This is a genomic window from Oryzisolibacter sp. LB2S, assembly GCF_040732315.1.
In the GTDB taxonomy this organism is placed as follows: domain Bacteria; phylum Pseudomonadota; class Gammaproteobacteria; order Burkholderiales; family Burkholderiaceae_C; genus Alicycliphilus; species Alicycliphilus soli.
Window position 1 is genome coordinate 3,793,941 of the sequence record NZ_CP160388.1, and the last position, 25,824, is coordinate 3,819,764.

A 25,824-nucleotide genomic window follows, 5' to 3' on the forward strand; every position below is an offset into this window, starting at 1 on the left:
ATCAGCCGGCGGACATGGTCCGTCGGCGCGCCGGTTTCGCTTTTGCATTGCCTGTCCTGGGGGCCATGGACGCGGCGCGCGGGCGCCGCAGCGTGTCCGCATCCAGTATCAAGCGCCCTTGAATGCGCCCTTTCATGCGCTTGACGCTGCTGGCCGCATCCTGCATGTGTTGCTGCATGAGCGCGCGGACCTTTTCTGCATCGCGCGCCCGCGCGGCCTGCACGATCGCGCGGTGGATCTGTGCATTGGCCTCGCCAAAACGCCGATGCTCGGACTGCGGCGTGCGGTTGCCGAAAACGATGAGCTGGCGAATCATTTCATTGATCAGCTCACAGGAGAAGCGCAGGAACGGGTTGGGGTTGGCGGCGGCCAGGATGTCGTGGAAGTTCACGTCCTCGCGCCGCTGCGTCACGAGGTCCTGCTGGCTTTGCGTGGGGTCGCAGCAGGCGATGCTGTGCTCCAGGGCCTCGAAATCGGCGTCGGTCAGGTACGGCACCGCGCCGGCGGCCAGCTCGGGTTCGAGCATCTGGCGCACGGTGTAGATGTCGTCGATCGTCACCTCCTGGAAGAACAGGTAGTTCTGCATGAACTGCAGCGTGCGATCGAGCGGCACCGCGGCGATGGTGCCACCGCCCGTGGGCCCCGTGGAAATGGTCACCAGCCCCTGCACCTCAAGTGCCTTCAGCGCCTCACGGATCGTGCCCTTGCTGACCTGAAACTGGGCTTGCAGCTCACTCTCGCGCGGCAGGCGGTCGCCGGGGCTCAGGTTTTTCTCGGTAATCAAGCGCTTGATTTCCTGCGCCACGAGGTCGGAGCGTTTGAGCTGCCGGATCGCCAGCGGAGCGGGCTTCTGTGTTGCCATGGCTTGTTGTCTTTCCTCGGGGTGGTCAGGCGCCGCCGCCCCCCTGCATTCGCTGTCTTGGTGCAAGTATGCACCGCCCGGGGGCATGACGAAAGTTTCTAGGGTTTGTACGCGTCATATTCATTGTATTTGTCACTATAAATATGAACAAGGAGCCTGAGCGCATGGCCCAGCGGATTGGCATGCAACTTGCAACAACACAAGCTCCAACCCGTTCCCTCACCACGGAGTCACTCATGCAACGTCGTCACCTCCTGCAACTCTCCGCACTCGGCGCTCTGCCTTCGTCTCTGGGCCTGCTGTCCAGCGCCTGGGCCCAGGCCAAGGATGCGATCCAGTTCGGCTGCCCGGTTCCCATGTCGGGAGCATTCGCGGCCAACGGCAAGTACGCCGATCTGGGCATGAAGCTCGCCATCGAGCAGTACGGCAAGATCCTGGACCGGCCGCTGGCCTATACGCTGCTCGATACCGAGGGCAAGCCCGCCACGGCGGTGCGCAAGGTGCAGGACGCGGCCCAGCAGCAGGGCGCGCGTTTCTTTGCGGGCGGCATCCTGTCGTCCGAGGCCCTGGCCATGGGCAAGGAAGCCGAGAAGGTGGGCGGCGTCTTCATCACCACCGCAGGCGCCGACGAGCTCACGGGCAAGGACTGCAACAGCGCCACCTTCCGCTGGTCGGTACCCACCTTTGGCGCCATCGAGCAAACCGTGCGTCCGCTGATCGAGGCCATGCCGAAGGCCAGGCGCTGGTACACGATCACGCCGCAATACGTGTTCGGCGACGGCCTGCTGTCAGCCGCCAAGAACATCTTCAAGGAAAAGGGCCTGGAGCATGTGGGCAACAGCTACCACTCGCTGACCGAGAAGGAGTTCAGCGGCTACCTGACGAATGCCGTGGCCGCCAAGCCCGACGTGCTGCTGCTGCTGAACTTCGGCGCGCAGTCCTCCGACACGCTGCGCCAGGCCATCAGCTTCGGCATGCACAAGAACATGACCATTCTGATCGCCTGGGCCTCGGGGCTGGAGCAGTTCGAGTCACTGGGCGCCGACCTGTGCGATGGCGTGTACTTCGGCGCGCAGTACTGGCACACGGCGGACGCCCCACTGAACCTGGACCTGGTCAAGCGCTGCCAGGACAAGTTCAAGGCCAACCCCAACTACAGCCTGGCTGGCTCCTACATCTGCACCAAGCTGCTCATCGATGCCATCACCAAGGCCGGCACCACGGACACCAAGGCCGTGGTCGCGGCGCTGGAAGGCATGAAGTACCAGGGCCTGACGGGCGACGAGGAGGTGCGCCGCGCCGATCACCAGGTGCTCAAGAACTACTACCTGCTCAAGGGCAAGGGCAAGGCCAAGATGAAGAACAAGGATGACTACGTGGACGTGATCAGCACGGGCAAGTCCTTCCTGCCCGTGGACCAGACCGGCTGCAAGCTGGCCTGACGGCCCGCCGCCGACCTTCAATCAAAAGCATCGTCAGCGCTTATATGGAAAGCGCTGGCAGCTATATTTTTAATAGTTTTCCATGAGCATCTACCTGCTGCAGACCATCAACGGGATCGGCATTGGCATGCTGTATTTCCTGTTGGCCGTCGGTCTGTCCATCGTCTTCGGCCTGCTGCGCTTCGTGAACTTTGCGCATGGCGCGTTCTACCTGATGGGGGCCTATTTCTGCTACCAGATGACGCGCTGGGGCTGGAGTTTCTGGTGGACGCTGCTGCTCGCGCCGCTGGCCGTGGGTGCGATAGGCTGGCTGACGGAGAAGCTGCTCCTGCGCCATGTCTATGCCAAGCCGCACGAGTTCCACATCCTCGTCACCGTGGGCCTGGCGCTGGTGGTACAGGAGCTCGTGATCCTGCAGTGGGGGCCGCTGGGCGACAGCGTGGCCGTGCCCGAGCTGCTGCAGGGCGTGGTCATGTGGGGCAGCTTTGTGTACCCGAAGTACCGGCTGTTCGTGATCGCCTTCACGGCCGCACTGGCGGTGCTGCTGTGGTGGCTGCTGGAGGGTACGCGCCTGGGCAGCGCCGTGCGTGCGGGCAGCGAATCGACCGAGATGGTGTCGCTGCTGGGCCTGAACGTGTTCGCCATTTTCAGCCTGGTGTTCGCGCTGGGTGCTGCCACGGCCGCGCTGGCCGGCGTGCTGGCGGCGCCCATCCGTGGCGCAGAACCGTTCATGGGCATAGAGGCGCTGGGCGTGGCCTTCGTCATCGTCGTCGTGGGAGGACTGGGTAGTTTCAGTGGCGCCCTGGTAGGTGGGGTGTTGATCGGCGTCGTGCAGAGCGTGATGAGCACGCTGTGGCCCGAGGGTGCACGCATCATGATCTACGTGGCGATGGCTGCCGTGCTGCTGCTGCGCCCGCATGGCCTGCTGGGCCGCAAAGGATGACCGCCATGAGCAGACATTCCCACCTTCTCCTGGCGCTGGCCATCGTCGTCGCCATGCCGCTGTTCATGCGGTCGGGCTCGCTGGCCAGCGAGGTGCTGATCTTCGCACTTGCCGCCATGGGCTGCAATCTGCTGCTGGGCTACACGGGTCTGCTGTCATTCGGACAGGGCATTTTCTTCGGCCTGGGCAGCTACACCATTGCGCTGCTGCTCACGCGCTGGCCACTGCCCATGCCGCTGGCACTGCTGACGGCCGTCGCCATGGGAGCCATTGGCGCAGCCATCGTCGGCTGGATCGCGATCCGCCAGCGCGGCACCTACTTCGTGATGCTGACACTGGCATTTGCGCAGATGTTCTATTTCATTGCCTACTCGTTGCCCGATCTGACCGGTGGCGACAACGGATTGCTGGATATCCCGCGCCCGTCCATCGCCATCGCGGGTCAGACGCTGTGGCCCTTGGTGTCGCCCTGGCAGTACTACGGCTTCGTCGCCACCCTGTTCCTGCTGGCATTCTGGCTGCTGCGCCGCGTGTGTGATTCGGTTTTCGGCCGCACGCTGCTGGCGGTGCGCGACAACGAGGAGCGCGCTGCCGCCGTGGGCTACGACCTGCGCCTCCTGAAGCTGCAGGCCTTCGTCATCTCGGGTGCGGTCACGGGTCTCGCAGGCGCCCTGCACGCCATGATGACGGGCATTGCTCCGCTGTCGAACGTCGAATACCACACGAGCGAGATGATCATCGTGATGACCGTCATCGGCGGCACCGGCAACCTGCTGGCGTCGGTACTGGGTGCGGCGTTCTATGTGCTTCTGGGCGACTGGTTGTCCACCCTGTGGCCGCGCTGGCTGCTGCTGCTCGGTGTGGTGCTGATGATCGTCAGCCTGGGGCTGCAGCGCGGTCTGTGGGGTTTGGGTGAGAGTCTGTGGGCGCTGGTACGGCGCAAGCAGCCTGAGCCGAGCTCCCCCACGACGCCTGTCCACAACACCAACGGAGGCCAGGCATGAACGCCACTGCTGCATCCCCGGTTCTGCTTGAAGCCCAGGGGGTCGCCAAACACTACGGCAAATTCGTTGCCCTGGGCGGAGTGGACCTGAAGGTGCGCGCCAATACCGTGCACTCGGTCATCGGTCCCAACGGTGCCGGGAAGACCACGCTGTTTCACATGCTCACCGGCACCAAGACGGTGAGCGGTGGCCGCATTCTGTTTGACGGCCACGACGTGACGCGCGAGCCAGATCACCGGCGTGTGCGCCGCGGCATGGCGCGCTCGTTCCAGGTCACCAGCCTCTTTCCGACGCTGCCCGTGCGCGAAAACCTGCGCCTGGCCGCGCAGGGCGTGGCGCCAGTGGTGGCCCTGAACTGCTGGAGCCCACCCGTGGGAAGGCGCTCGTGCGCCGACACGGTGGCCAGCGTGCTCTCGCGGGTAGGCTTGGAGCGCTACGCTGGCACGCCCGCAGCCAATCTCTCTCACGGTCAACAGCGGCGCCTGGAGGTAGGGATGGCGCTGGCCGCACGGCCAAAGGCTATCTTCCTCGACGAGCCGACGTCGGGCATGGGCATAGACGATCTGGACGACATGAAGCGGCTGATTCAGAGCCTCAAGGACGAGCACACCGTGGTGCTCATTGAACACAACATGGGCATCGTCATGGATATCTCCGACACCGTCACTGTGATGCAGCAGGGCCGCGTGCTGGCCGAAGGCCTGCCGCACGAGATCCGCGCTGACGAGCGCGTGCGCAGCGCCTACCTGGGCAACATGATCACCGGGGGCAAGGCATGAGCACCGCAGCGCTGCTGTCCGTGGACGCCATCCACGCCCACTACGGCAAGAGCCATGTGCTGCAGGGCGTGTCGCTGCATGTGAATGAAGGCGAGCTCGTCACCCTGCTGGGCCGCAACGGCGCGGGCAAGACCACCACGCTCAAGACCATTGCCGGGGTCATGCAACCCACACAGGGACAGGTGCGCTTTGGTGGCGAGTCGCTGCAGCGCCTGGCCACGCACCAGGTGGCGCAGCGCGGCATCTGCCTGGTACCCGAGCACCGCGGCATCTTCAAGCTGCTGACCGTGGAGGAGAACCTGATGCTGGCGCAGCGCAAGAAATCACCCTGGCAGCTGCGCGACGTTTACCGCATCTTCCCGCGATTGCAGGAGCGACGCATGAACGGTGGCGGCCAGCTCTCTGGTGGCGAGCAGCAAATGCTGGCGATTGGCCGTGCGCTCATGAATGCGCCACGCCTCTTGATGCTCGACGAGCCCGTCGAGGGCCTGGCGCCGGTCATCGTCGAAGAGATCGTGGCCCAGCTCAAGACCATCAAGTCAGCGGGCGTCACCATCGTGCTCGTGGAGCAGAACCTCGAGGTTTGCACGCAGTTGGCCGACCGCCACTACATCATCGAGCAGGGTGTGGTCGCACACGAGGCATCCAACCCCGAGTTTCTCGCTGACGATGCCATGAAGGACCGCTACCTCGGCGTCGGTCTGGTATGACAAGGAGACTCTCATGGACATGAAATCTTCCCCTTGCGCCGCGCTGCGCACAGACGGCGCGCGCCTGTGGCAGTCCCTCATGGAGCTGGCGCGCATAGGTGCCACGGCCAAGGGGGGAGTGTGCCGCATCGCGCTGACCGATCTGGACCGACAGGGGCGCGACCTGTTCGTGCAATGGGCGCGCGATGCTGGCTGCAGCATACGCGTCGACGCCATAGGCAACATCTTCGCGCACCGCGCGGGCCAGGACGAAAGCCTGCCGCCCGTGATGACCGGCAGCCACATCGACACCCAGCCCACGGGCGGCAAGTTCGATGGCAACTACGGCGTTCTCGCGGGCCTGGAGGTGGTGCGAACGCTCAATGCCGCCGGCGTGCGCACGCGTGCCCCCATCGAGGTGGCGGTCTGGACCAATGAGGAGGGCTCGCGCTTCGTGCCCGTGATGATGGGCTCTGGCGTGTTCGCGGGTGCATTCACCCTGGAGCATGCGCTGGCCCAGCGCGACGCACAGGGGGTCAGTGTGGGCGAGGCACTCTCGGCCATAGGCTATGCGGGACAGACCGGACCGACTCCGGCCGTGGGCGCGTATTTCGAGGCGCATATCGAGCAGGGCCCGGTGCTGGAGAACAACCAGCGTGTGATCGGCGTGGTGACGGCCGCGCTGGGCCAGCGCTGGTACGACGTGACCGTCCACGGCATGGAGGCCCACGCCGGCCCCACACCCATGGAACTGCGCCGCGATGCGCTGCTGGCCGCCAGCGAGCTGGTCGTCGAGGTCAACCGCATCGCCGTCGAGCGCAGGCCCCACGCGCGCAGCACGGTAGGCACCATGGAACTGTTCCCCAACTCGCGCAACGTGATTCCGGGCCGCGTGCGCTTCAGCGTGGATCTGCGTGCGCCGGACGACGAGCAGCTGCTGGACATGGACCGGGCCCTGCGCGACGCCTGCGCGCGCGTTGCCAGGGAGCGCGGCCTTGCCATCGATGTGGAACAGGTCGTGTACTTCCCGCCCCAGCCGTTCACGCCGCAACTGGTGCAAGCCGTGCGCGCCAACGCCGACGATCTTGGCTACAGCCATATGGACGTGGTCAGCGGCGCCGGCCATGACGCGGTCTACGTGGCGCGCGTGGCGCCCACTGCAATGATCTTCGTGCCCTGCGACGACGGCATCAGTCACAACGAAATCGAGAACGCCGAGCCCGAGCACCTGGAGGCCGGCTGCAACGTGCTGCTGCGTGCCATGCTGGCGGCAGCGGAGGTCGTGACATGAAGGTGCTGATCGCGCGGCTGAACCACGAGACCAACACCTTCTCGCCCGTGCCAACGCCGCTGGCGGCATTCGTCCCCAGCTATGACGATGAGGCCTACCGCGCCAACAAGGGCATGCGCACGGCCATGGCGGCCTTCATCGACCTGGCCGAAGGTCTGGGCGCGAGGCTGGTCACGCCGGTCTCGGCCATGGCCAACCCCAGCGGGCCGGTGCATGCCGCCGCCTACGACGATCTCACGCGGCGCATCGTCGCCGCGGCGCCGGGCTGCGACGCCATCCTGCTGGATCTGCACGGCGCCATGGTGGCCGAGAACAGCGCCGACGGCGAGGGCGACCTGCTCGAGCGCGTGCGCGCCGCCGCACCCGGTGTGCCGATCGGCGTGGCACTGGATCTGCACGGCAACATCACCGAGAAGATGGTGAGGAACGCCGACGTGATGGTGGGCTTCAAGACCTACCCGCACATCGACATGTACGAGACCGGCGAGCATGCGGGCCGCCTGCTGTTGCAGATGCTGCGAGGCGAGGCCCGCTACCGCGTCTGCTGGCACCCGCTGCCGCTCATGAGCCACACACTGCGCAGCACCACCCTGACAGGCCCGATGCGCGATGCCGTTGATGGCGCGCGTGCGCTCGAGGCGCAAGGCCTGCCGGCCGTCACCGTGTTTGCCGGCTTCTCGCTGGCCGACATCGAATCGCCCTGCATGAGCGTGGTCGCCACCTGCCGCACCGATGGCGTGGACGCTGCCCAGACCGCCGTGGACGCGCTGGCCGAGCAGATCTGGTCCCGGCGCGACGAATACGTCTACCGCAGCGAGCCCCTTGCCGATTCGCTGCGCCGCGCCGAGCGGCTCGCCGAGGGCGCTACACGCCCCGTGCTGCTGCTCGACCATGGGGACAACTGCATGTCGGGCGGCACCTGCGACACCATGGATGTGCTGCAGGCCGCGCTGGATCTGGGCCTGTCGGGCATCGCCGTGGGGCCGCTGTGCGACCCCGAGGCCGTGGCGCAGCTCACCGCCGCGGGCGTGGGCGCCGAGGTGCATGTCGCATTGGGCAACAAGGTGCCACTAGACCACATCGGCCTGCACAAGCAGCCCATGCCGCTGCACGGCACGGTGCGCCGGGTCAGCGACGGTCAATACACCGTCTCCGGTCCCATCTACACGGGCCAGCGCTTCGGCATGGGCCGCACGGTGCTTTTCGATGTCGGCGCGGCACAGATCGTGGTGAGCGAGCAGACGCACGAGCCCTGGGATCTGGGTGTGTTTCACTGCGTGGGGCTCGACCCCACGCGCTTTCGCTTCCTGCTGCTCAAGTCGCGCATGTACTGCCGGCCGGTATTCGTGCCGCTGTCGGAAGGCCTGGTGGAATGCGACAGCCCCGGCGTCACGACCTCCAACTACGCCTGCTTCCCCTTTGCGCAACTGCGCAGACCCGTTTTCCCACTTGACATGCCCTGACCCGATCCGATTCGCCCGGTCCGATTGGCCACTGCCGACGCACAACTGTTTCACCTGCGCCGATCCCCCTTGGCGACGCGCCTACAATCGGCTCCCCTTTGCGACCCGCCACCGCCACCGCCACCGCCCCCCGCGGCGGTGAGGGCGGCGGCCCTGAATCTGCTGGAGACACTGGATGCCCGACAAGACGGCCCCGACCACCACCGACAAGCGTGCCCTGCTGCGCCAGGCCGCACTCGAGTACCACGAGTTTCCCCAGCCCGGCAAGATCACCATCGCGGCCACCAAGCAGATGGTCAACCAGCATGATCTGGCCTTGGCCTATTCGCCCGGGGTGGCCGCGCCCTGCGAGGAGATCGTGAAGGATCCGACGACGGCCTTCCGCTACACCTCGCGCGGCAATCTCGTGGGCGTGGTCTCCAACGGCACGGCAGTGCTGGGTCTGGGCGACATCGGCGCGCTGGCCAGCAAGCCCGTGATGGAGGGCAAGGGCGTGCTGTTCAAGAAGTTCTCGGGCATCGACGTGTTCGACATCGAGATCAACGAGAAGGACCCGGAAAAGCTCGTCGAGATCATTGCCGCGCTCGAGCCCACCTTTGGCGGCATCAACCTCGAGGACATCAAGGCGCCCGACTGCTTCTACGTCGAGCGCAAGCTGCGCGAGCGCATGAAGATCCCGGTCTTCCATGACGACCAGCATGGCACGGCCATCGTCGTGGGCGCGGCCATACTGAACGGCCTGAAGGTGGCGGGCAAGGACATCCGACAGGTCAAGCTGGTCGCCTCCGGTGCGGGTGCGGCGGCGCTGGCCTGCCTGGGCCTGCTGGTCAAGCTCGGCCTGCCGCGCGAGAACATCTGGGTGACCGACCTGGCCGGCGTGGTGTACGAGGGCCGCACCGAGCTCATGGACGAGGACAAGGCCTTCTTCGCACAGAAGACCGATCTGCGCACGCTCTCGCAGGTGATTGCCGGCGCCGATGTCTTTCTGGGCCTGTCGGCCGGCGGCGTGCTCAAGAAGGACATGGTGGCGCAGATGGCGCCGCGCCCGCTGGTCTTTGCGCTTGCCAACCCCAACCCCGAGATCACGCCCGAGGACGTGAAGGCGGTGCGCGACGACGCCATCATCGCCACGGGCCGCACCGACTACCCGAACCAGGTCAACAACGTCCTGTGCTTCCCCTATATCTTCCGCGGCGCACTCGACTGCGGCGCGACCACCATCACCAAGGAGATGGAGATCGCCGCCGTCCACGCCATCGCCGAGTTGGCCCAGGCCGAGCAGAGCGAGGTGGTGGCCAAGGCCTATGCGGGCGAGGCCCTGGCCTTCGGTCCCGAGTACCTGATCCCCAAGCCGTTCGACCCGCGCCTGATGATGAAGATCGCGCCGGCCGTGGCCCAGGCGGCGTCGGATTCCGGCGTGGCGCTGCGTCCGATCGCGGACATGGATGCCTACCGCGACCATCTGCAGACCTTCGTCTACGCCTCGGGCACGACCATGAAGCCCATCTTCATGGCGGCCAAGCAGAGCGCCAAGAAGCGCGTGGCCTTCTCCGAGGGTGAGGAGGAGCGCGTACTGCGCGCCGCGCAGATCGTGGTCGACGAGCGCATTGCCCGCCCCACGCTGATCGGCCGACCCGAGGTCATCGCCCAGCGCATTGAGAAGTTCGGCCTGCGCCTGCGCGAGGGCCAGGACTACGACGTGGTCAACGTCGAGAACGACCACCGCTACCGCGACTTCTGGCAGACCTACCACCGCCTGACCGAGCGCAAGGGCGTGACGGTGCCCATCGCCAAGATCGAGATGCGCCGACGCCTGACGCTGATCGGCACCATGCTGCTGCACAAGGGCGAGGTCGACGGCCTGATCTGCGGCACCTGGGGCCATACGGCGCACCACCTGCAGTATGTCGACCAGGTCATCGGCAAGCGCGCCGGCGTGCACACCTATGCCTGCATGAACGCCCTGATGCTGCCCGACCGCCAGCTCTTCGTCGTGGACACCCATGTGAACTACGACCCCACGGCCGAGCAGCTCGCCGAGATCACCATCATGGCGGCCGAGGAGGTCATGCGCTTTGGCCTCAAGCCCAAGGCCGCCCTGCTGTCGCACTCCAACTTCGGCCACAGCAACCAGCCCAGCGCCGTCAAGATGCGCGAGACGCTGGAGCTGCTGCGCGTGCAGGCCCCCTGGCTTGAGGTGGACGGCGAAATGCATGGCGATCTGGCCATCGACGGCAAGGCGCGACTGGCACTCATGCCCCACAGCACGCTGTCGGGCGATGCGAATCTGTTGGTCATGCCCAACATGGACGCCGCCAACATCGCCTACAACCTGCTCAAGACGGCGGCGGGCGGCAACATTGCCATCGGCCCGGTGCTGTTGGGCGCCGGTGCCCCCGTGCACATCCTCACGCCCAGCACCACCGTGCGCCGCCTCGTGAACATGACGGCACTCACGGTCGCCGACGCCAACGCCACGCGCTGACCGCGGCCACCGCACACAGGGGTCAGCCCCTGGCAAACCCACACCGTCCTGCCCATTTTTTGGGCAGGCGCTTGCGTTTTGGTGGCGTTTTTGTCACACTAGCCGGCTGAAAACTCGGGTTAACCCGCGATTTTCGAAAGGTGTAGTGGATGTTGAAGGCTGCCGCCATCCGGGCGTACAAGGCAACCGTTGTGTCGTGCGCTCTGGGTGCTGCGCTGGCGCTTGCGCCGACCGGCGCGTGGGCGCGGCAGCCGTCCAGTGCAACGGCCACCCCCACCATCGCGCTGGCCGATTTGCCCTCGCAGGGGCGGGCCACCTATGCGCTGATTCATGAGGGCGGGCCTTTCCCATACGACAAGGATGGTTCGGTGTTCGGCAATCGCGAGCGGCTTCTCCCCCCGCACAAGCGTGGCTACTACCGTGAGTACACGGTACGGACGCCGGGCGTGCGCCATCGTGGCGCGCGGCGCATCGTCTGTGGAGGCGCTCCGCGCACCCCCGACGCCTGCTACTACACCCAGGACCACTACGCGAGCTTTCGGGAAATCAGGAAGTAGCCATGGTGATGTCGTCCAGCGCAGATATCGTGGTGCGGGCCGATGCATCACATGATGTGTTCATTCATCCGCAGCACTACAACTCCACGGCTGCGGACGCTTCGATTCGTGGATCTCTAAGAGAAAGAGCAACGGAGATGGAAACGCCACTTCGTAAAGACCAGGACTCGCTGCTGCGCGGCGTACGTCCCAACATCGTGCAGTCGATACGCGCCTATCGCGTGCACGACCTGCAGGAGGCGGCGCGCCTGCTGGGCCACCACTTCCTGTACGCCAACCTGGCGCATGCGCAGACCAAGCAGGATGTGCTGGAGCTGATTGCCACGCAGTTCACCTTTCCGGCGCATTTCGGCAAGAACTTCGATGCGCTGTACGACTGCATGACCGACCCGCTGCACAAGTCGGGCCCGCAACCGGGCTTTGTCGTCGTGCTCGACCAGATCCCGGCGACCGTGAAGTTCGACAAGGAAGCGCGCGAGCAGCTGCTGGACATCTTCCGCGACGCGGCCGACTACTGGAGCGACCGCAAGATCGCCTTCCGCTGCTTCTATTCTTTTCTGTAGCCCGTTCCGCATCCGCCGGCCAGGCGGAACGGGCTGATGTGGCGCACCATGGCGCCGCCTCCCAGGCCATAGAAATAGAGATGGACATCTCAGGCGAGAAGATGCCCACGGACAAGCTGGTGGACATCTCCCCGCTGGCGCTGCGCATGAGCAGCCCGTTCAACGCCGGCTACTGGCTGGCAGCCGCCTGACCAGGCGGCGCGATCTCCTGCGCCAGCCGCACATAGTCCTGCACCGGCACCTCCTCGGCGCGGCGCCGGGTGTCGAAGTCGCCGCCATAGCCGCGCGCGTCCAGCCACTGCCCGAGGCTGTGGCGCAGCAGCTTGCGCCGCTGGCTGAAGGCCACCTGCACCAGCTCCGACAGCAGCGCCACGTCCACCGCCGCGGGCTCGGCGTGGGGCAGCATGCGCACCACGGCGCTGTCCACCCTGGGCGGCGGGTCGAAGCTCTCGGGCGGCACGAACAGCACATCCTCCATGGCGTAGCGCCACTGCAGCATGACCGACAGGCGCCCATAGGCCGCCGTGGCGGGCTGGGCCACCATGCGGTCTATGACCTCCTTCTGCAGCATGAAATGCTGGTCCTCCACGACCTGCACATGGTCCAGCAGATGGAACAGTATGGGCGTGGAGATGTTGTAGGGCAGGTTGCCCACGACTCTGATTTTTGTAGCTGCCAGCGCTTGCGCCACCTGCGTAAAGTCCACTTTCAGCACATCGGATTCGATGACGTCGAGCTGGCCGTGCTGGCGCAGGCGCAGGGCCAGGTCGCGGTCGAGCTCGATCACCGTGAGCCGCCCCAGGCGCTCGACCAGCGGCTGGGTCAGCGCCGCCAGGCCCGGGCCGATCTCCACCATGGGCTGGCCCGGGCGCGGCGCGATGGCGCGCACGATGGCGTCGATGATGCCGGGGTCGCTGAGGAAATGCTGGCCGAAGCGCTTGCGTGCGATGTGCTTCATGGGCGGCGAGGTCACTGCGGTGCGTCGCGGTATTCCACGTAGGCGCGGCCGCGCGCCTCCTGGATCCAGGTGGTGAAGGCCTCCTCGAGCTTTTTCTCGCGCACGGTGTCGCGCACCATGTCGCGCTGCTCGCGCTGCGTGAGCTTGGCCTCGCGGCGCTCGAGCAGCTCGATCAGGTGCACGCCGAAGCGCGACACCACGGGCTGGCTGATCTCGCCGGGCCTCAGGGCATCGAGCGCCTGCTCGAACTCGGGCACATAGCGGCCCGGGCCGGCCCAGCCCAGATCGCCCCCGCTCTTGGCGCTGCCGTCCTGCGAATACTCGCGCGCCAGCGTGGCGAAGTCGGCCTGGCCGCGCAGCACGCGCTCGCGCATCTCCTCCAGGCGCGCCGCGGCCTGGCGCTCGGACAGGCCGGCGCCCACGCGCAGCAGGATGTGGCGCGCATGGTTCTGTATGGCCACGGTGGGCACGCCGCCCTGGCCCCGGTCCACCACCTTCAGGATGTGAAAGCCCGCGGGCGAGCGCAGCGGCCCGACCACCGTGCCCACGGCCGCCTGCTGCACGGCATTGACGAACAGCTCGGGATAGCGGTCGGCCGGGCGCATGCCCAGCACGGGGCCGCCCGCGCCCTCGGGCGCGTCGGAGTATTCGCGCGCCAGCGCGATGAAGTCGGCGCCGCCGGCGAGCTTGTCCACCACCTCCTGGGCACGCTCGAGGCGCCGCGCCACCTCCTCGGGGCTGGCGTTCTCGGCCACCTTGACCAGGATATGCCCGAGGTTCAGCTCCATGCGGCCCGGCGCGGCGTCCTTCTGCTGCTCGCGCAGGTATTGATCGACCTCCAGGTCGCTCACGCGCACGCGCGCATCGACCTCGCGCTCGCGCACGCGCACGGCGAGCAGCTGGTTGCGCAGATCGTCACGGAAGCGCTCCTTGCTCACGCCGTCCTGCGCCAGGCGCCGGTGCATCTCCTGCACGCTGATGTCGTTCTGCCGGGCCACGGACTGCTCGGCCTGGTCGATGGCGTAGTCATCGACCTTGATGCCCGCCTCCTTGGCCAGCTGGACCTGGATCTTCTCGAGGATCAGGCGCTCGAGCACCTCCTTGAGCAGCTGCGCATGCGGCGGCATGGCAACGCCCTGGCCCGCGAGCTGCTGCGCCACGCGCTCGGCGCGCTGCACCACCTCGTTGTTGGTGATGGGCTCGGAGTTGACCACGGCGACGATGAAGTCGGCCTGGCGCACGCCGGTGCTGCCGCCCGCGGGCGGCAGCACGTTGGCGGGCGAGGGCAGCCGCATGGCGCCGGCGCCGGCCGAGGGCCTGAGCCCCTGGGCCTGGGCGGCCAGCGCCGTCAGGCAGGCCAGGGCCAGGGGCAGGACACGGTGTTTCATGGCGTAGGAAGCATTCATGGTGCAAGGTGCATCGCGGCTGCGCGATGCGTTCAATCGTATTGGCTGAATCGGCTGGGCGTGCTCACGTTGTCGCCCAGATAGCGGTAGCCCGGCACATAGCTTTGCAGCGTGGACAGCGGGTTGGAGCCGAAGGACAGGCGCGAGAAGCCACGGAACTCCAGCTGGAACATCAGGCGTGAACTGGAGGACACGACGCTGCTTTGCAGGCGCTCGAGCACCACGCGGCCAATCCAGCAGCAGCTCTCGTACTCGAGGCCGACGATGGTGTCCACGAGCTTGCGGTCCTGCAGGCTGTAGTTGAGCCGGCCCACGCTGTACCAGCGCCCGCCGCTGCGGCCCTTGTCGCCCACGCTGCCGCGGTCTCCCCACAGGTCGTTGAGCGGCCATTGCCAGCCCAGGTCGACCTGCTCGCTGGGCACGGTGATCAGGTCCGTGATCTTCTGCATGCGGTAGGCCAGGTTGACCGTGCGGTAGGCGCCCGGCGAATAGCGCAGGGCCATGGTCGTGCGCAGCGAGCGCCCGGTCTTGTGGTTGTACTGCACGGTGGAGTCGAAGCCCCATTGCGGCGTCCAGTTCAGGCCCGCGCCCAGCAGCACGTCCGACAGCCGGTCGCTCACCACCGTGCCGCCCGGCAGCGTCACCTTCTGGTCGGCAAAGCGCAGGCGCTGCGCGATGCCAAAGCGTGCGGCCTCGGCCCCGGTCTCCTCGTGCAGCAGGCGCGTGGTCACGCCCAGCGTGAGCAGGTTGTTGTCGGCGATGCGGTCATTGCCGCCGAAGGCGTTCTCGGTGTAGATCGAGGCGAAGTTGAAGTCGTTGGCCGCCGTGTCGTACACCGGCAGCATGCTCTGGTCGCGGTAGGGCGTGTAGGTGTAGAAGGCGCGCGGCTCCAGCGTCTGCAGGTAGCTGCCGCCGAAGAGCTTGGCATCGCGCTCGAACACCAGGCCGCTGTCCAGGCTGAAGGTGGGCAGGCTGCGGCTGGCGCGGCGCTGGCCATTGATCAGCGGGCCGTCGAGCTCGTACTGCGTGGCGTGCAGCTGCAGGCGCGGCGTGATGAAGCCGGCCGGCGCCAGGAAGGGCCGGCTGATCTGTGCCACCGCATAGCTGCGCCGGCCGTTGGGCTGGGTGTAGAAGCCCAGCGGCGCCTCGAAGCGCGTGTGGTCCGCGTCCACCGTCAGGTCCAGGCCCGCGGGCAGCTGCGTGGGCGCATAGCGCCAGTGCAGCTGGGGCAGGCGGTCGTAGGGCGGGGTGATGGGGGACGTGGGGTCCTGCAGGGTCTGCCACTTGAGCGCGCGCAGGCTCAGGCTGTGGTCGCCACGCCCCCAGTTGAGCGAGGCATCGCCCGGCAGCAGGCGCTGGGCGAGCTGGTTGTCCGCCGCGCCCAGCCTGGCGTCGCCCAGGCCGCTGATGCGCGAGGAGAAGTCGCGCCAGTAGTTGTCGTCGCTCACGCGCTTCATGTCGACGTTCAGCCCCACGTCGCCCACGGGGGTGTCCAGCGTCGCGCGGTGGCGCAGGCCGTAGGACCAGCGGTCGCGGTCGCGCAGCCGGTCGCCGGGCATGTAGCTGGCCGTGAGCTCGCCGCTGTAGCGCGGCTCCAGGTAGCGGAACTCTCCAGCCACGCCCACGCCGCGCCGCGTCATGATCATGGGGGTGATGGTCGCATCGCGGTTGGGCGCGATGTTCCAGTAATAGGGCTGCAGGTATTCCAGCCCGCTCACGCTGTCCAGGCCTATGGTGGGCGGCAGCAGGCCGGACTTGCGCCGGTCCGACAGCGGAAAGCTGATGTGCGGCACCGGCAGTATGGGCACACCCTTGAACTCGAGCACCCCGTCCTCGGCCACGCCCGTGTCCTCGGCGCGGTCCAGGTGGATGGTCTTGGCGCGCAATATCCAGTCGGGCTGCCAGGTGCGCTCGTCGTCACGCTGGCAGGTGGTGTAGGTCGCGTCGTGCACCACCGAGCGGTCGGAATCGAGAAAGTCCACGCGCGAGGCCTCGCCATGCGCCTGGGTCTCCAGAAAGCGGTAGCGCGCGTCGCTGAAGAAGCCCTTGAAGGCATCGACGCGCAGGTCCAGCTCCGTGCCCTCGTAGCGGTTGCCCGCGCGGTTGATGCGCACATGGCCGCGCGCCTTGGCCAGGTCCTCGACCACGTCGTAGTCCATGCGGTCGGCATGGATCACGGTGTCGCCGCGGCGCAGCTCGGCGTTGCCCTCGATGGTGGCGCTGATGTCGGGCTGGCCCGTGACATGGTCGCCGCGCACGAACACCGGCAGCTGCGAGCGGATGTCCGCCGGCACGCTCTCCTGCAGGCGCGGGCTGCTGCGCAGCGGCGGCGCCGGTGGCTCCTCGGCCTCGGTCTGGGCCAGCACGGCCAGCGGGACGCCGCACAGCATCAGCGCGGCCAGGCGCGCCAGCGCGCGGCGCGGCGGCAGCGGCGCGGCATGGTGCAAGGGCTGACGGGCAGGCTGGGCGTGAGACAAGAAGAGACGATCCATGGATTGCGAGGGGCGGCGGCGCGCAGCAGGCCGGCGCCGCGGGCCACCCGGTCGGTACGCACCGGGTTTGTAAAATCGGATTATCCATGAGCCACCCCCTCCCCACCCCACCCGGCGGCGCCAGCGCCGTGCACTGGAACGACCCCGCCCGCCAATCCGCCTTCGAGGCCTGGCTGGCGCCACTGGCCGCCGCGCGGGGCCTGCACCCCGCGAGCCTGCGTCCGGCGTCCGCCGACGCGAGCTTCAGGCGCTACCTGCGCATCGACGACGCCCAGGGCGCGAGCCTGATCGTCATGGACGCCCCGCCCGACAAGGAGGACTGCCGCCCCTTCGTCCACGTGCAAGGCCTGATGCAGGCCGCCGGCCTGCGCGTGCCGCAGATCCACGCCTGGGACGAGGCCCATGGCTTCATGCTGCTGTCCGACCTCGGCGGCCAGACGGTCATAGAGCGCCTGGACCCGGCCCGGCCCCAGGAGGCCCAGGCCTGGTATCTGCAGGCCGTGGACCTGCTCATCGACTGGCAGCGCGCCAGCCGCGAGGGCGTGCTGCCCGCCTATGACGAGGCGCTGCTGCGCCGCGAGCTGCAGCTGTTTCCCGACTGGTACGTGGCGCGCCACCGCGAGGTGCGGCTCGACGAGGTGCAGCAGGTCAGCCTGGCGCGGGCCTTCGACGCCATCGTCGCCCAGAACCTGGCCGCGCCCAGCGTCTACGTGCACCGCGACTTCATGATGCGCAACCTCATGATCGGTGCGGATGGTCGCCTTGGCGTGCTCGACTTCCAGGACGCCGTCTACGGCCCCATCACCTACGACATCGCCAGCCTGATGCGCGACGCCTTCATCAGCTGGGAAGAGGACTTCGTCATCGACATCACCGTGCGCTACTGGGAAAAGGCCCGCAAGGCCGGCCTGCTGGGCGCGGCGAGCCCCAGTGGCTGGGGCGCGGACTTCGGCGAGTTCTACCGCGCCGTGGACTTCATGGCGCTGCAGCGCCACCTCAAGGTGGCCGGCATCTTCGCGCGCCTGACGCTGCGCGACGGCAAGCCCAAGTACCTGGCCGACACGCCACGCTTCATCGCCTACATGCGCCAGACCTGCGCGCGCTACCGCGAGCTCGCGCCGCTCTTGCGCCTGGTGGACCAGATCGAGGGCACGCAGGCGGCCATGGGCTATGCCTTTGGGCGGGTGTAAATCAGGCATCAAAATGGACGCCAGCGCTTATCCAAAAAGCGCGGACAGCTATGCTTTTTGAGAAGAGTCCAGTGCCATGCGCTGATGCACCTCGCCAAGGCATGCAAGGCCCTCCACCCCGTCATCCCCGCGCAGGCGGGGATCCAGGCATCACCCAGGCGGCGGCTCACCGCCGTGGATCCCCGCCTGCGCGGGGATGACGATGGCTTGCGCCGCCCCACCCCTCACCTGAACCTCAGACAAGCAATGCCCCGCTTTTACTGCCCCCTGCCCCTGGCCCCCGGCGCCCAGATCACGCTGCCGCCCACGGCCGCACGCCATGTGCAGGTGCTGCGCCTGCAGCCGGGCAACGAGCTCACGCTGTTCAACGGCGAGGGGGGAGAGTGGAGCGCCACCATCACGCGCATGGGCCGCTCCGACGTGGACGTGGAGCTGGGCGCACATACGCCCGTGGAGCGCGAGAGCCCGCGCGCCGTGCACCTCATCGTCGGCATGCCGGCCAACGAGCGCATGGACTGGCTCGTGGAAAAGGCTGCGGAGCTGGGCGCCGCCGGCATCTGGCCGGTGCTCACGGCGCGCAGCGTGCTCAGGCTCGACGGCGAGCGCGCCGCCCGCCGCCGCGAGCGCTGGCAGGCCATAGCCGTCGCCGCCTGCGAGCAATGCGGGCGCAACCGCGTGCCAGCCGTCGGCGTCCCCCTGGCCCTGACCGAGGCGCTGGCCCAGGCCCCGCAGCGGGACGCGCGCCTCGTGCTGTCGCTGCGCGCGGGCAGCCGGCCGCTGGTGCAGGCTGCCGGCGATACCGACGCAGTCTGGGTGCTGCACGGCCCCGAGGGTGGATTGACCGCCCAGGAGGAAGACGCGGCCCTGGCCGCCGGCTTTGCCCCGGCCAGCCTGGGCGCGCGCGTGCTGCGCGCCGAAACCGCCTCCGTCGCGGCGCTGTCGCTGCTCGCGCTATGAGCGAGGCGCCGTTCGACATCGCGGGCGAGGGCGAGGCCCCGTCCCTGCTGGCCGAGTTCTTTCGCGACGCCCAGGCCGCGGGCGACGCCGCCGTCGACTCCCCCCTGCTGTGGCAGCTCACGCGCCAGCAGGCGCTGACCCAGGCGCTCAGCGGCCTGTTCCACGGCCCCCAGGCCCTGGTGCAGCTGCGCCTGTGGGTGTTTCTGACGCTGGCCTCGCAGGGCCAGGCGCTGCTCTCGCGTGAGCAGATCGACGAGCTGTTCCACACCCTGCGCCCCGAGGCGCTGGAGACCGCGCTCAAGCGACTGCGCGACGTACAGCTGCTCGAATGGGACGAGGCCGCGCGCGCCTACCAGCTGCCCGCGCTGGCCCAGCGCATGGCCGGGCTGCTGGCGCCGCTGCTCGCCGCCCCGGCCGAGGACGAGGACGGCGGCGAGCTGGCCGCGCTGCTCGGCCAGGTGGTGGGCGCCAACCAGCTCGGCAACGTGGACGCGCAGCAGCTGCAGCTGCTGCACGCCCAGCTGCAGCGCCTGCACGGCGCGTTTGCCGATGCCATCGCCAGCGGTTCGGAATTTCGCCTGCGCCAGGCGCGCTCGCGCTACGACCGCGCCGCCCTGCTGATCGACCGCGCGTCCGAAGCCATCGCCGCCATCATCGCCCGCGCCCAGGGGCCCGAGGGCCACCTCATGCTCGAGCGCGCCGCGCGCGGCCTGGGCCAGGCGCAGTCGCGCCTCCTGGCCATGGCCAGCCAGTTCAACCGCGCGCTGCAGCAGGCCGACCGCCAGCGCGTCACCCTGGGCACCACGGGCATCACCAGCACCGACGTCAAGCGCTGGCTGCAGCACCAGGGCGCGCTGCACGGCCTGCTTGCCGGCGCCCTGGCGCGCCCGGCCTTTGCCCACGCGCTCGCGCCGCACGAGCTGGCCGACGTGACCGAGGCCGAATTCGAGCGCGACCGCCCCAGCGCCCCGCAGGCCGAGGCCCTGCCCGGCGCGCAGGAGGCCCCGCCCGGCACCCTGGCCGCCGTCGCCCTGCCGCGCGAGCTGCACGACCTCAACCACCTGCTGGCCACCTGGAGCGCCGAGGACGGCGCCGCCGGCGGCCCACCCGCCGCGCGCGCCATTGCCGACGCCCTGCTCGGCCCACGCCCCGCCGCCACGCGCTACGCCCAGCTCGCCTACAAGGCGCAGCTCATGCCGCTCCTGGGCGACCCCCAGGCCGCCGTACTGCCCGGCGCCACCGGGGCCCTCGCGCGCCAGCCCTGGCGCGTCGCCTGGCAGGCCGAGGCCGCCGCGCTCGCCCACGACGAGATCGCGCTGCTCACCCTGGGCCAGCTGGTGCCCGCCGACCAACCCCTGGAGCCCCCGCACGATGGATGACGCCGCCCTCCTGATCTCCGAACTGCTGGCCCGCCGCTGGCTGCCGCGCAGCCACCGCCTGGTCAAGCGCGCCCTGGTCGACGCCGAACTCTTCGCCCAGGTCGAGCAGCGCCTGGCCCAGGTCGGCCTGCGCTTCATGGACAGCATCTACGCCGACCATGTCGGCCTGGCCCTGCTGCCCGCCGCGCAGAACGCCGTGCTCGGCGAGGCCGGCGTGGGCGCCAACAACAACCTGGAGCTGCCGCGCGATGCGCAGGCGCTGCTCATCGTGCTGTGGGCGCTCATCGTTTTACCGAAACGCGAACGCCAGACCAGCCGCCAGGCCATGGCCGAGCCCGGGCAAAGCGACTTCTTCCCCGCAGCCCGCCCCCTGCCCGACGCCGCCAGCACCAGCCCCGTGCTGTCGTACAAGGCGCTGCTCGAGGACTACGGCGCGCAGCTCGGCAAGAAGCTGCGCCTGGATGCCAACCTGAAACTGCTGGAGCGCCACGGCTTCATCCTGCGCCGCCAGGACGAGATTGCCGAGGGGCCACTGCTGGACGTGCTGCTGGACTACGACGTGCTCGCGCCGCGGATATTGGACGGGGCCCTGGCGGATGTGCTGGCGCGGGAGAAGGCGGCGCAGGAGTTGGAGCCAAATCAGGCTCTAGCGCCCGACCAATAAGTGCGACCAGCTATCAATTCAAAAGTACTCCAGCCTCCGTGGAGCCCGCGCCGTGAATATCCGCCCCTACGCCCCCGCCGACGCGCCCGCGCTGCGCCAGGTGTTCGAGTCTTCGGTGCGGGAGCTGGCGGCGCGCTTCTACACGCCCGAGCAGATCGACACCTGGGCGCCGCGCGAGCACGATGCACCCGCCTGGGCGCGGCGCCTGGCGGACAACCGGCCCTGGGTGTGCGAGGTGGACGGCCGCATCGCCGGCTTTGCCGACCTGCAGCCCTCGGGCCATATCGACCAGTTTTTCGTCGCGCCGCAGCATGCGCGTCGCGGCGTTGGCGCAGCGCTGCTCGCGCATCTGGAGCGGCAGGCGCGCCGGCAGGGCTGCGCTGCCATGCGCTCGCATGTCAGCCTGGCGGCGCAGGCCTTTTTTGCCCGCCATGGCTTTGTGGTGCAAGAGCGGCGCGTGGTCACGCTGCGCGGTGTGCAGTTTGCCAATGCGCTGATGCGCAAGGAGCTGGGGCGGGACGGTGGCGATGGACAATAGCCTGCTCCCGCCAGCGCCAGCGCCGGCCCTCGGTTCGGTGCACCGCCGCCCCAGCAGAGTTTGAGATGTTTTTGGTCGTTCGCGCTTATCTGACAAGCGCGAACAGCTCTTGTTTTTGAAGTACCCGTGTTCCACCTGCAAACCCTAGAACTGGTCCACTGGGACTACTGCCAGCGCGTCTCGCTGCCGCTGGATGCGTCCATCATCACCATCGCCGGGCCCAATGGCTCGGGCAAGACGACGCTGCTCGATGCGCTGCGCACGCTGCTGGGGCTGCGCTGCTCCAGCCCGCGCGACTGGCGCACCTATGCGCGCCACGCCGGGGCGCAGACGGCCTGGCTGCGCGCGGTGGTGGACAACCGGCCGCAGGGGCGCCAGACCTCGAGCCGCCCATTTGCGCGCCGCCTGCTGTATGGCGACCAGGTCACGCTGGCCTGCCGCATCGACCGTAACGGCGGCGACTGGCAGCGGCGCTACTGCCTGCTCGACGGCGACGTGGGCATCGAGGAGCTGGCCGAGCGCCCCGACAAGGACCTGGGCTACCTGGGCGTGGAGGCCTGGGGCCGGGTGCTGGGCGCGGCCGGGCTGTCGCCGGCGATTGCGCGCGTGCTCTCGCTCGAGCAGGGCCAGACCGACCGGCTGTGCGAGCTCTCGCCGCGCGAGCTCCTGCGCCTGGTGTTCGACGTGTTTGGCGACCAGCAGGTGCTCGACGCCTACGACCAGGCGCGCGAGCACCAGCAGCAGCTCGCGCGCGAGATGGCGCAGGCCGAGCATGAGCTCGACCACAGCCGCGCCCAGCTGGCCGAGCTGCAGCACCGCGTGACCAGCTACAAGAGCTGGCGGCTCAAACTCGCCGAGCGCGAGCGCCTGGCCACCGAGGTGCTGCCCGTGCTCGACTGGTGGGGCCAGCGCCAGCAGCTGGCCCAGCATGCGCGCGATCTTCGCCGCCAGAAGGCGCAGCACCGCGCGGCCCTGGCCGATCAGGCCGTGCACAACAAGCGCCTGCTGCATCTGCTGGATGAGGCCGCGCGCGCCGAGCAGCAGGCCGACGCGCTGCTCAAGGAGCGCGACCAGGCGCGCACCCGGCTCGACGAGGCTCAGCGCCACGAGGTGCCACTGGAAAAGCTTGCCCAGCGCGAGCAGGAGCTGCTGGCCCTGGTCGACAAGGGCAGCGACGCCGACGCGCTGCAGGCCCATCTGGCCCAGCTGGAGCAGCGCGCGGGCGAGCTTCAGGACGCCCATGGCGCGCTGCTGGCACAGCGCAAGCAGGCGGCCGCGCAGCTTGCGCAGCTCGACGGCCAGCGCCTGCCGCCGCCCCCGCCCGATGTGCAGCAGATGCGCCGCGCGCTGGCCGGCGAGGGCATGGGCCACCGCCTGGTGGCCGAGGTGGTCGAGGTGCGCGACGAGCGCTGGCGCGCCGCCATCGAGGGCGTGCTGCGCGGCCAGCGCTGGGTGGTGCTGCTGGACAGGGAGTCCGACCTGGCCCAGGCCTGGGAGATAGGCGAGCGCCAGCGCTATCGCCACTACATCGTCGGCCCGGGCGAGCCGGCCATCAAGGGCGAGGCCGGCACGCTGGCCGCCCATGTCAAGTTCACCGCGCCCGTGCCGCGCTGGCTGGTGCAGCAGCTGCAGCAGCTGCGCTGCGTGGAGGGCCCACAGGAGGGCAAGCGCCTGGGCGGGCAGTGGATCACGCCCCAGGCCTATATGCACGACGGACGCGGCGCACGCTCGGTCTGGGTGGAGCCGCAGCATTACCAATTCGGCGCCGCGGCCGTGCAGTCGCGCCGCCAGGCGCTCGAGCGCGAGATCGCCGCGCTCGACGCCCGCCTCGCGCCGCTGCAGGACGACCTGCTCGCGCTCAAGCGCCAGATGGCCGACACGCGCCGCGCCCTGGAGGGCCACAGCGCCGCCGAGGAGCTGGCGCGGCGCAGCGACGAGTTTGCCCAGGCGCGCGCCCAGCTGCCCGCGGCCAGGCAGGCGCGCGTGGCCGCCGCCACGCGCTGGCAGCAGCTCGAGCAGGAGGCCGGCCGCGCCCACGACCGCCACCGCGCGTTTGCCGAGGAGCACAAACGCCTGGAGGCGCAGCTCGCGCGCCAGCGCAGCGACAGCGAGCGCGCCGCGCAGGACTGGAGCGTGCGCCGGCGCCAGCATCTCGAGGCCTGCGCGCGCAGCCAGACGCAGCGCGCGCAGTTTCCGCCGCGCTGGATCGCACCCGCGCAGATCGCCGAGCTCGTGGACCAGTACGACAACGCCAGGCAGGCCCAGCTGCGCCTGCAGGCCGTCGAGCAGGAGCTTGAGCAGGTGCAGTGGGAGCAGGACGGCACGGTAGAGGAGCGCCACCGCCGCATGGACGTGACGGTGCGCGAGCAGGCCGCGAGCCTGTCCGACCACCAGGTGAAAAACGCCCAGGCCGAGACCGCCGTGCTCAACGCCCGCGCCAGCTACATCGAGGTGCTGCGCTCCACCGTGCGCCGCTACCGGCGCAACATCCAGGAGCTGGGCCAGCTCGCGGGCGTCGAGGTGGCGGCCGAGCTGCCGCTGCTGGACAACGACGACCATGTGCTGGCCCAGGCCGGCCTGAAAGTCCACTTCGCCTTCGACGGCAAGGGCCAGATCGGCCTGAACGACGGCGAGGCCTCGGGCGGGCAGCAGGTCATCAAGTCGCTGATCCTGCTCGTGGGCCTGCTCAAGGACGAGGAGAGCGGCTCGGGCGGCTTCGTGTTCATCGACGAGCCCTTCGCCCACCTGGACGTGCGCAACATCCAGCTTGTGGGCCACTTTCTGCGCAGCACGCGCGCGCAATACGTGCTGACGACGCCGATCACGCACAACCTGGAGGTCTTCGAGCCCGCCGAGATCACGCTGGTGACGAGCAAGAAACCCGCCGGCAGCCGCTGGGCCCCGCCCATCGCCGTGGCCAAGCGGCGCGGCGTGCCGCAGCTCGCGCCGATCAGCGCATGAGCGGCCGCCTGCGCACGCGCGGCGCCGGCGCCTGGGGCGCGGCCAGCCTGCAGGCCGTGGCCGCGCTGCGCCCGGCGCAACAGGCGCTGCTGCGCGACTGGCTGCGCGGCGACGCCGGCCAGCGCCGCTGGCAGACGCTGCTGGACGCGGCCGGCCCCGACCGGCTGGAGCTGGCCGACGCGCTGCGCGAGCAACTGCTGGCCTGCGGCGCGCTGCAGGTCAGGGAGCGCCTGGCCCGCGGGCAGTGGCAGGTGGAGCACATCGTCTGGGCCGACCTGGCCGCCCTGCAGCAGGCGCTGGGCCTGCGCGACGCGGCCACGCGCGCGGCCGACCAGCGGGCGCTGGAGCGCGAGGCCGATGCGCTGGCGCTGCACGCCCCCTGGCTGCAGGGCGCCGTGCAAGACCTTGCCACCGGCCGCTACGCCGAGGCCACGCGCCGCGCGCGCCTGCAGCTCCTGCAGGCGCTGGCCGACTGGCAGGCCGAGCAGCGCTTTGGCCTGCAGCGCGACTTTGCCCAGTTCGCGCGCGGCCAGACCAAGGCCATCAGTGCCGGCGAATGGGACTGGCTGGCGCGCCATGTCGATCTGGCGGCGCGCGGCATTGCGCGCTTTGCGCAGCTGCTGTGGCTGGGCGGCACGCTCTCGCTGCAAGTCCCCCAGGGCCGCGTGGACGTGTCCGCGGCCCGGCTGTGCGGCCTGCCCGTGGAGCTGTTTGCCGCGCCCACCGAGGCGCTGGCACCCGAGCGCTACTGGCTGATCGAGAACCGCGCGAGCTTCGAGCGCCAGGCCTTGAGCGCCGCGCCCGGAACCTGCGTGATCTGGCTGCCCGGCCAGCCGCCGACGAGCTGGCAGCAGGCCATGGCCTGGCTGATCGCCGCAGCGCCCGCGCCGGCGCAGATCAGCTGCGACCCAGACCCTGCGGGCGTGGCCATCGCCCTCACCGCGGGCGCGCTGTGGAACGCGGCCGGCCTGCCCTGGCAGCCCTACCGCATGGACCGCAGCGACTGGGAAAACGCCCCGGCGATCCCCCTGACGGCCGAGGACGGCCAGTGGCTCGAGCGCCTGCAGGCCCGCGCCGACCTGCCCGAGCCCCTTGCGCGCCTGTGCGCCGACCTGCGCGCGACCGGACGCAAGGCCGAGCAGGAGGCGTGGCTCTGACGGGAGCGCCGGCATCTTGCCGGCAAGACCGCGCGCTGCGCATG

At 69.0% G+C, this 25,824-nt stretch carries 21 protein-coding genes; 17 read left to right on the plus strand and 4 right to left on the minus strand.

The genetic code is table 11. From position 1 onward, the window contains the following. Window position 1: 1 nt before the first annotated feature. On the minus strand, window positions 2–862 hold the full coding sequence (locus ABUE11_RS17795) for an FCD domain-containing protein (RefSeq protein ID WP_367066806.1): 861 nt from the start codon (window positions 860–862) through the stop codon (window positions 2–4). Between the two features lie 236 nt (window positions 863–1,098). On the opposite strand from ABUE11_RS17795, the gene ABUE11_RS17800 reads away from it, so the two are divergent. The 10 genes from ABUE11_RS17800 (at window position 1,099) to ABUE11_RS17845 (ending at window position 12,078) form a co-directional block, all read left to right on the plus strand. Continuing rightward, complete coding sequence (locus ABUE11_RS17800; protein ID WP_367066808.1) at window positions 1,099–2,304, plus strand: ABC transporter substrate-binding protein; 1,206 nt, start codon at window positions 1,099–1,101, stop codon at window positions 2,302–2,304. A gap of 82 nt (window positions 2,305–2,386) precedes the next feature. Continuing rightward, the gene (locus tag ABUE11_RS17805; RefSeq protein WP_367066810.1) at window positions 2,387–3,247 is read left to right on the plus strand and encodes a branched-chain amino acid ABC transporter permease; all 861 of its coding nucleotides are present in this window, start codon (window positions 2,387–2,389) and stop codon (window positions 3,245–3,247) included. 5 nt (window positions 3,248–3,252) lie between these two features. Next, a complete protein-coding gene (locus ABUE11_RS17810) occupies window positions 3,253–4,251 on the plus strand; it encodes a branched-chain amino acid ABC transporter permease (protein WP_367066811.1) in 999 nt (332 codons plus the stop codon). Continuing rightward, window positions 4,248–5,030 carry an ABC transporter ATP-binding protein gene (locus ABUE11_RS17815; protein WP_367066813.1) on the plus strand — a complete coding sequence of 261 codons (783 nt, stop codon included), beginning with the start codon at window positions 4,248–4,250 and terminating at the stop codon, window positions 5,028–5,030. Before ABUE11_RS17810 ends, ABUE11_RS17815 begins: the two co-directional genes overlap by 4 nt. Continuing rightward, window positions 5,027–5,740 carry an ABC transporter ATP-binding protein gene (locus ABUE11_RS17820; protein WP_367066815.1) on the plus strand — a complete coding sequence of 238 codons (714 nt, stop codon included), beginning with the start codon at window positions 5,027–5,029 and terminating at the stop codon, window positions 5,738–5,740. Before ABUE11_RS17815 ends, ABUE11_RS17820 begins: the two co-directional genes overlap by 4 nt. Before the next feature lie 13 nt (window positions 5,741–5,753). Beyond that, a complete protein-coding gene (locus ABUE11_RS17825; RefSeq protein WP_367066816.1) occupies window positions 5,754–7,010 on the plus strand; it encodes a Zn-dependent hydrolase in 1,257 nt (418 codons plus the stop codon). After that, complete coding sequence (locus tag ABUE11_RS17830) at window positions 7,007–8,473, plus strand: M81 family metallopeptidase (RefSeq protein ID WP_367066817.1); 1,467 nt, start codon at window positions 7,007–7,009, stop codon at window positions 8,471–8,473. Before ABUE11_RS17825 ends, ABUE11_RS17830 begins: the two co-directional genes overlap by 4 nt. Before the next feature lie 175 nt (window positions 8,474–8,648). Beyond that, on the plus strand, window positions 8,649–10,958 hold the full coding sequence (locus tag ABUE11_RS17835) for an NADP-dependent malic enzyme (RefSeq protein ID WP_367066818.1): 2,310 nt from the start codon (window positions 8,649–8,651) through the stop codon (window positions 10,956–10,958). 149 nt (window positions 10,959–11,107) lie between these two features. Continuing rightward, complete coding sequence (locus tag ABUE11_RS17840) at window positions 11,108–11,515, plus strand: ribonuclease (RefSeq protein ID WP_367066819.1); 408 nt, start codon at window positions 11,108–11,110, stop codon at window positions 11,513–11,515. 137 nt (window positions 11,516–11,652) lie between these two features. Next, window positions 11,653–12,078, plus strand: a complete 426-nt coding sequence (locus ABUE11_RS17845) for a barstar family protein (RefSeq protein ID WP_367066820.1) — start codon at window positions 11,653–11,655, stop codon at window positions 12,076–12,078. 169 nt (window positions 12,079–12,247) lie between these two features. On the opposite strand, the gene rsmA is transcribed toward ABUE11_RS17845, so the two are convergent. The 3 genes from rsmA to ABUE11_RS17860 are packed head-to-tail and all read right to left on the minus strand — an operon-like array spanning window position 12,248 to window position 16,934. Next, a complete protein-coding gene (gene rsmA, locus ABUE11_RS17850) occupies window positions 12,248–13,036 on the minus strand; it encodes a 16S rRNA (adenine(1518)-N(6)/adenine(1519)-N(6))-dimethyltransferase RsmA (RefSeq protein ID WP_367066821.1) in 789 nt (262 codons plus the stop codon). 11 nt (window positions 13,037–13,047) lie between these two features. After that, entirely contained in the window at window positions 13,048–14,424 is a 1,377-nt protein-coding gene (locus ABUE11_RS17855; RefSeq protein ID WP_367066822.1) for a peptidylprolyl isomerase, read from the minus strand. 50 nt (window positions 14,425–14,474) lie between these two features. Beyond that, window positions 14,475–16,934, minus strand: coding sequence for an LPS-assembly protein LptD (locus ABUE11_RS17860; RefSeq protein ID WP_367066823.1), 2,460 nt, complete (start codon window positions 16,932–16,934; stop codon window positions 14,475–14,477). 86 nt (window positions 16,935–17,020) lie between these two features. Here ABUE11_RS17860 and ABUE11_RS17865 point away from each other — a divergent pair, with 86 nt between their 5' ends. The 7 genes from ABUE11_RS17865 to ABUE11_RS17895 all read left to right on the plus strand — a co-directional run bounded on the left by ABUE11_RS17865 (window position 17,021) and on the right by ABUE11_RS17895 (window position 25,780). Next, complete coding sequence (locus ABUE11_RS17865; RefSeq protein ID WP_367066824.1) at window positions 17,021–18,124, plus strand: phosphotransferase; 1,104 nt, start codon at window positions 17,021–17,023, stop codon at window positions 18,122–18,124. A 246-nt stretch (window positions 18,125–18,370) separates the two neighbouring features. Beyond that, window positions 18,371–19,081 carry a 16S rRNA (uracil(1498)-N(3))-methyltransferase gene (locus ABUE11_RS17870; protein WP_367066825.1) on the plus strand — a complete coding sequence of 237 codons (711 nt, stop codon included), beginning with the start codon at window positions 18,371–18,373 and terminating at the stop codon, window positions 19,079–19,081. Then, window positions 19,078–20,460 (plus strand): hypothetical protein, encoded by a 1,383-nt coding sequence (locus ABUE11_RS17875; protein WP_367066826.1) that lies wholly within the window; start codon window positions 19,078–19,080, stop codon window positions 20,458–20,460. Before ABUE11_RS17870 ends, ABUE11_RS17875 begins: the two co-directional genes overlap by 4 nt. Next, window positions 20,453–21,124, plus strand: coding sequence for a hypothetical protein (locus ABUE11_RS17880; protein ID WP_367066827.1), 672 nt, complete (start codon window positions 20,453–20,455; stop codon window positions 21,122–21,124). The genes ABUE11_RS17875 and ABUE11_RS17880 overlap by 8 nt, the downstream gene beginning before the upstream one ends. Before the next feature lie 52 nt (window positions 21,125–21,176). Next, window positions 21,177–21,662 (plus strand): GNAT family N-acetyltransferase, encoded by a 486-nt coding sequence (locus ABUE11_RS17885; RefSeq protein WP_367066828.1) that lies wholly within the window; start codon window positions 21,177–21,179, stop codon window positions 21,660–21,662. Between the two features lie 126 nt (window positions 21,663–21,788). Continuing rightward, complete coding sequence (locus tag ABUE11_RS17890; protein ID WP_367066829.1) at window positions 21,789–24,623, plus strand: ATP-binding protein; 2,835 nt, start codon at window positions 21,789–21,791, stop codon at window positions 24,621–24,623. Further along, window positions 24,620–25,780, plus strand: coding sequence for a hypothetical protein (locus ABUE11_RS17895; protein WP_367066830.1), 1,161 nt, complete (start codon window positions 24,620–24,622; stop codon window positions 25,778–25,780). The genes ABUE11_RS17890 and ABUE11_RS17895 overlap by 4 nt, the downstream gene beginning before the upstream one ends. The last annotated feature ends 44 nt before the right edge of the window (window positions 25,781–25,824 follow it).

Excerpts from the sequence above, each read along its gene's own strand:
- ABUE11_RS17795 (WP_367066806.1), bottom strand. The coding sequence starts at position 862 with ATGGCAACACAGAAGCCCGCTCCGCTGGCGATCCGGCAGCTCAAACGC.
- ABUE11_RS17800 (WP_367066808.1), top strand. The coding sequence starts at position 1,099 with ATGCAACGTCGTCACCTCCTGCAACTCTCCGCACTCGGCGCTCTGCCT.
- ABUE11_RS17805 (WP_367066810.1), top strand. The coding sequence starts at position 2,387 with ATGAGCATCTACCTGCTGCAGACCATCAACGGGATCGGCATTGGCATG.
- ABUE11_RS17810 (WP_367066811.1), top strand. The coding sequence starts at position 3,253 with ATGAGCAGACATTCCCACCTTCTCCTGGCGCTGGCCATCGTCGTCGCC.
- ABUE11_RS17815 (WP_367066813.1), top strand. The coding sequence starts at position 4,248 with ATGAACGCCACTGCTGCATCCCCGGTTCTGCTTGAAGCCCAGGGGGTC.
- ABUE11_RS17820 (WP_367066815.1), top strand. The coding sequence starts at position 5,027 with ATGAGCACCGCAGCGCTGCTGTCCGTGGACGCCATCCACGCCCACTAC.
- ABUE11_RS17825 (WP_367066816.1), top strand. The coding sequence starts at position 5,754 with ATGGACATGAAATCTTCCCCTTGCGCCGCGCTGCGCACAGACGGCGCG.
- ABUE11_RS17830 (WP_367066817.1), top strand. The coding sequence starts at position 7,007 with ATGAAGGTGCTGATCGCGCGGCTGAACCACGAGACCAACACCTTCTCG.
- ABUE11_RS17835 (WP_367066818.1), top strand. The coding sequence starts at position 8,649 with ATGCCCGACAAGACGGCCCCGACCACCACCGACAAGCGTGCCCTGCTG.
- ABUE11_RS17840 (WP_367066819.1), top strand. The coding sequence starts at position 11,108 with ATGTTGAAGGCTGCCGCCATCCGGGCGTACAAGGCAACCGTTGTGTCG.
- ABUE11_RS17845 (WP_367066820.1), top strand. The coding sequence starts at position 11,653 with ATGGAAACGCCACTTCGTAAAGACCAGGACTCGCTGCTGCGCGGCGTA.
- rsmA (WP_367066821.1), bottom strand. The coding sequence starts at position 13,036 with ATGAAGCACATCGCACGCAAGCGCTTCGGCCAGCATTTCCTCAGCGAC.
- ABUE11_RS17855 (WP_367066822.1), bottom strand. The coding sequence starts at position 14,424 with ATGAAACACCGTGTCCTGCCCCTGGCCCTGGCCTGCCTGACGGCGCTG.
- ABUE11_RS17860 (WP_367066823.1), bottom strand. The coding sequence starts at position 16,934 with ATGGATCGTCTCTTCTTGTCTCACGCCCAGCCTGCCCGTCAGCCCTTG.
- ABUE11_RS17865 (WP_367066824.1), top strand. The coding sequence starts at position 17,021 with ATGAGCCACCCCCTCCCCACCCCACCCGGCGGCGCCAGCGCCGTGCAC.
- ABUE11_RS17870 (WP_367066825.1), top strand. The coding sequence starts at position 18,371 with ATGCCCCGCTTTTACTGCCCCCTGCCCCTGGCCCCCGGCGCCCAGATC.
- ABUE11_RS17875 (WP_367066826.1), top strand. The coding sequence starts at position 19,078 with ATGAGCGAGGCGCCGTTCGACATCGCGGGCGAGGGCGAGGCCCCGTCC.
- ABUE11_RS17880 (WP_367066827.1), top strand. The coding sequence starts at position 20,453 with ATGGATGACGCCGCCCTCCTGATCTCCGAACTGCTGGCCCGCCGCTGG.
- ABUE11_RS17895 (WP_367066830.1), top strand. The coding sequence starts at position 24,620 with ATGAGCGGCCGCCTGCGCACGCGCGGCGCCGGCGCCTGGGGCGCGGCC.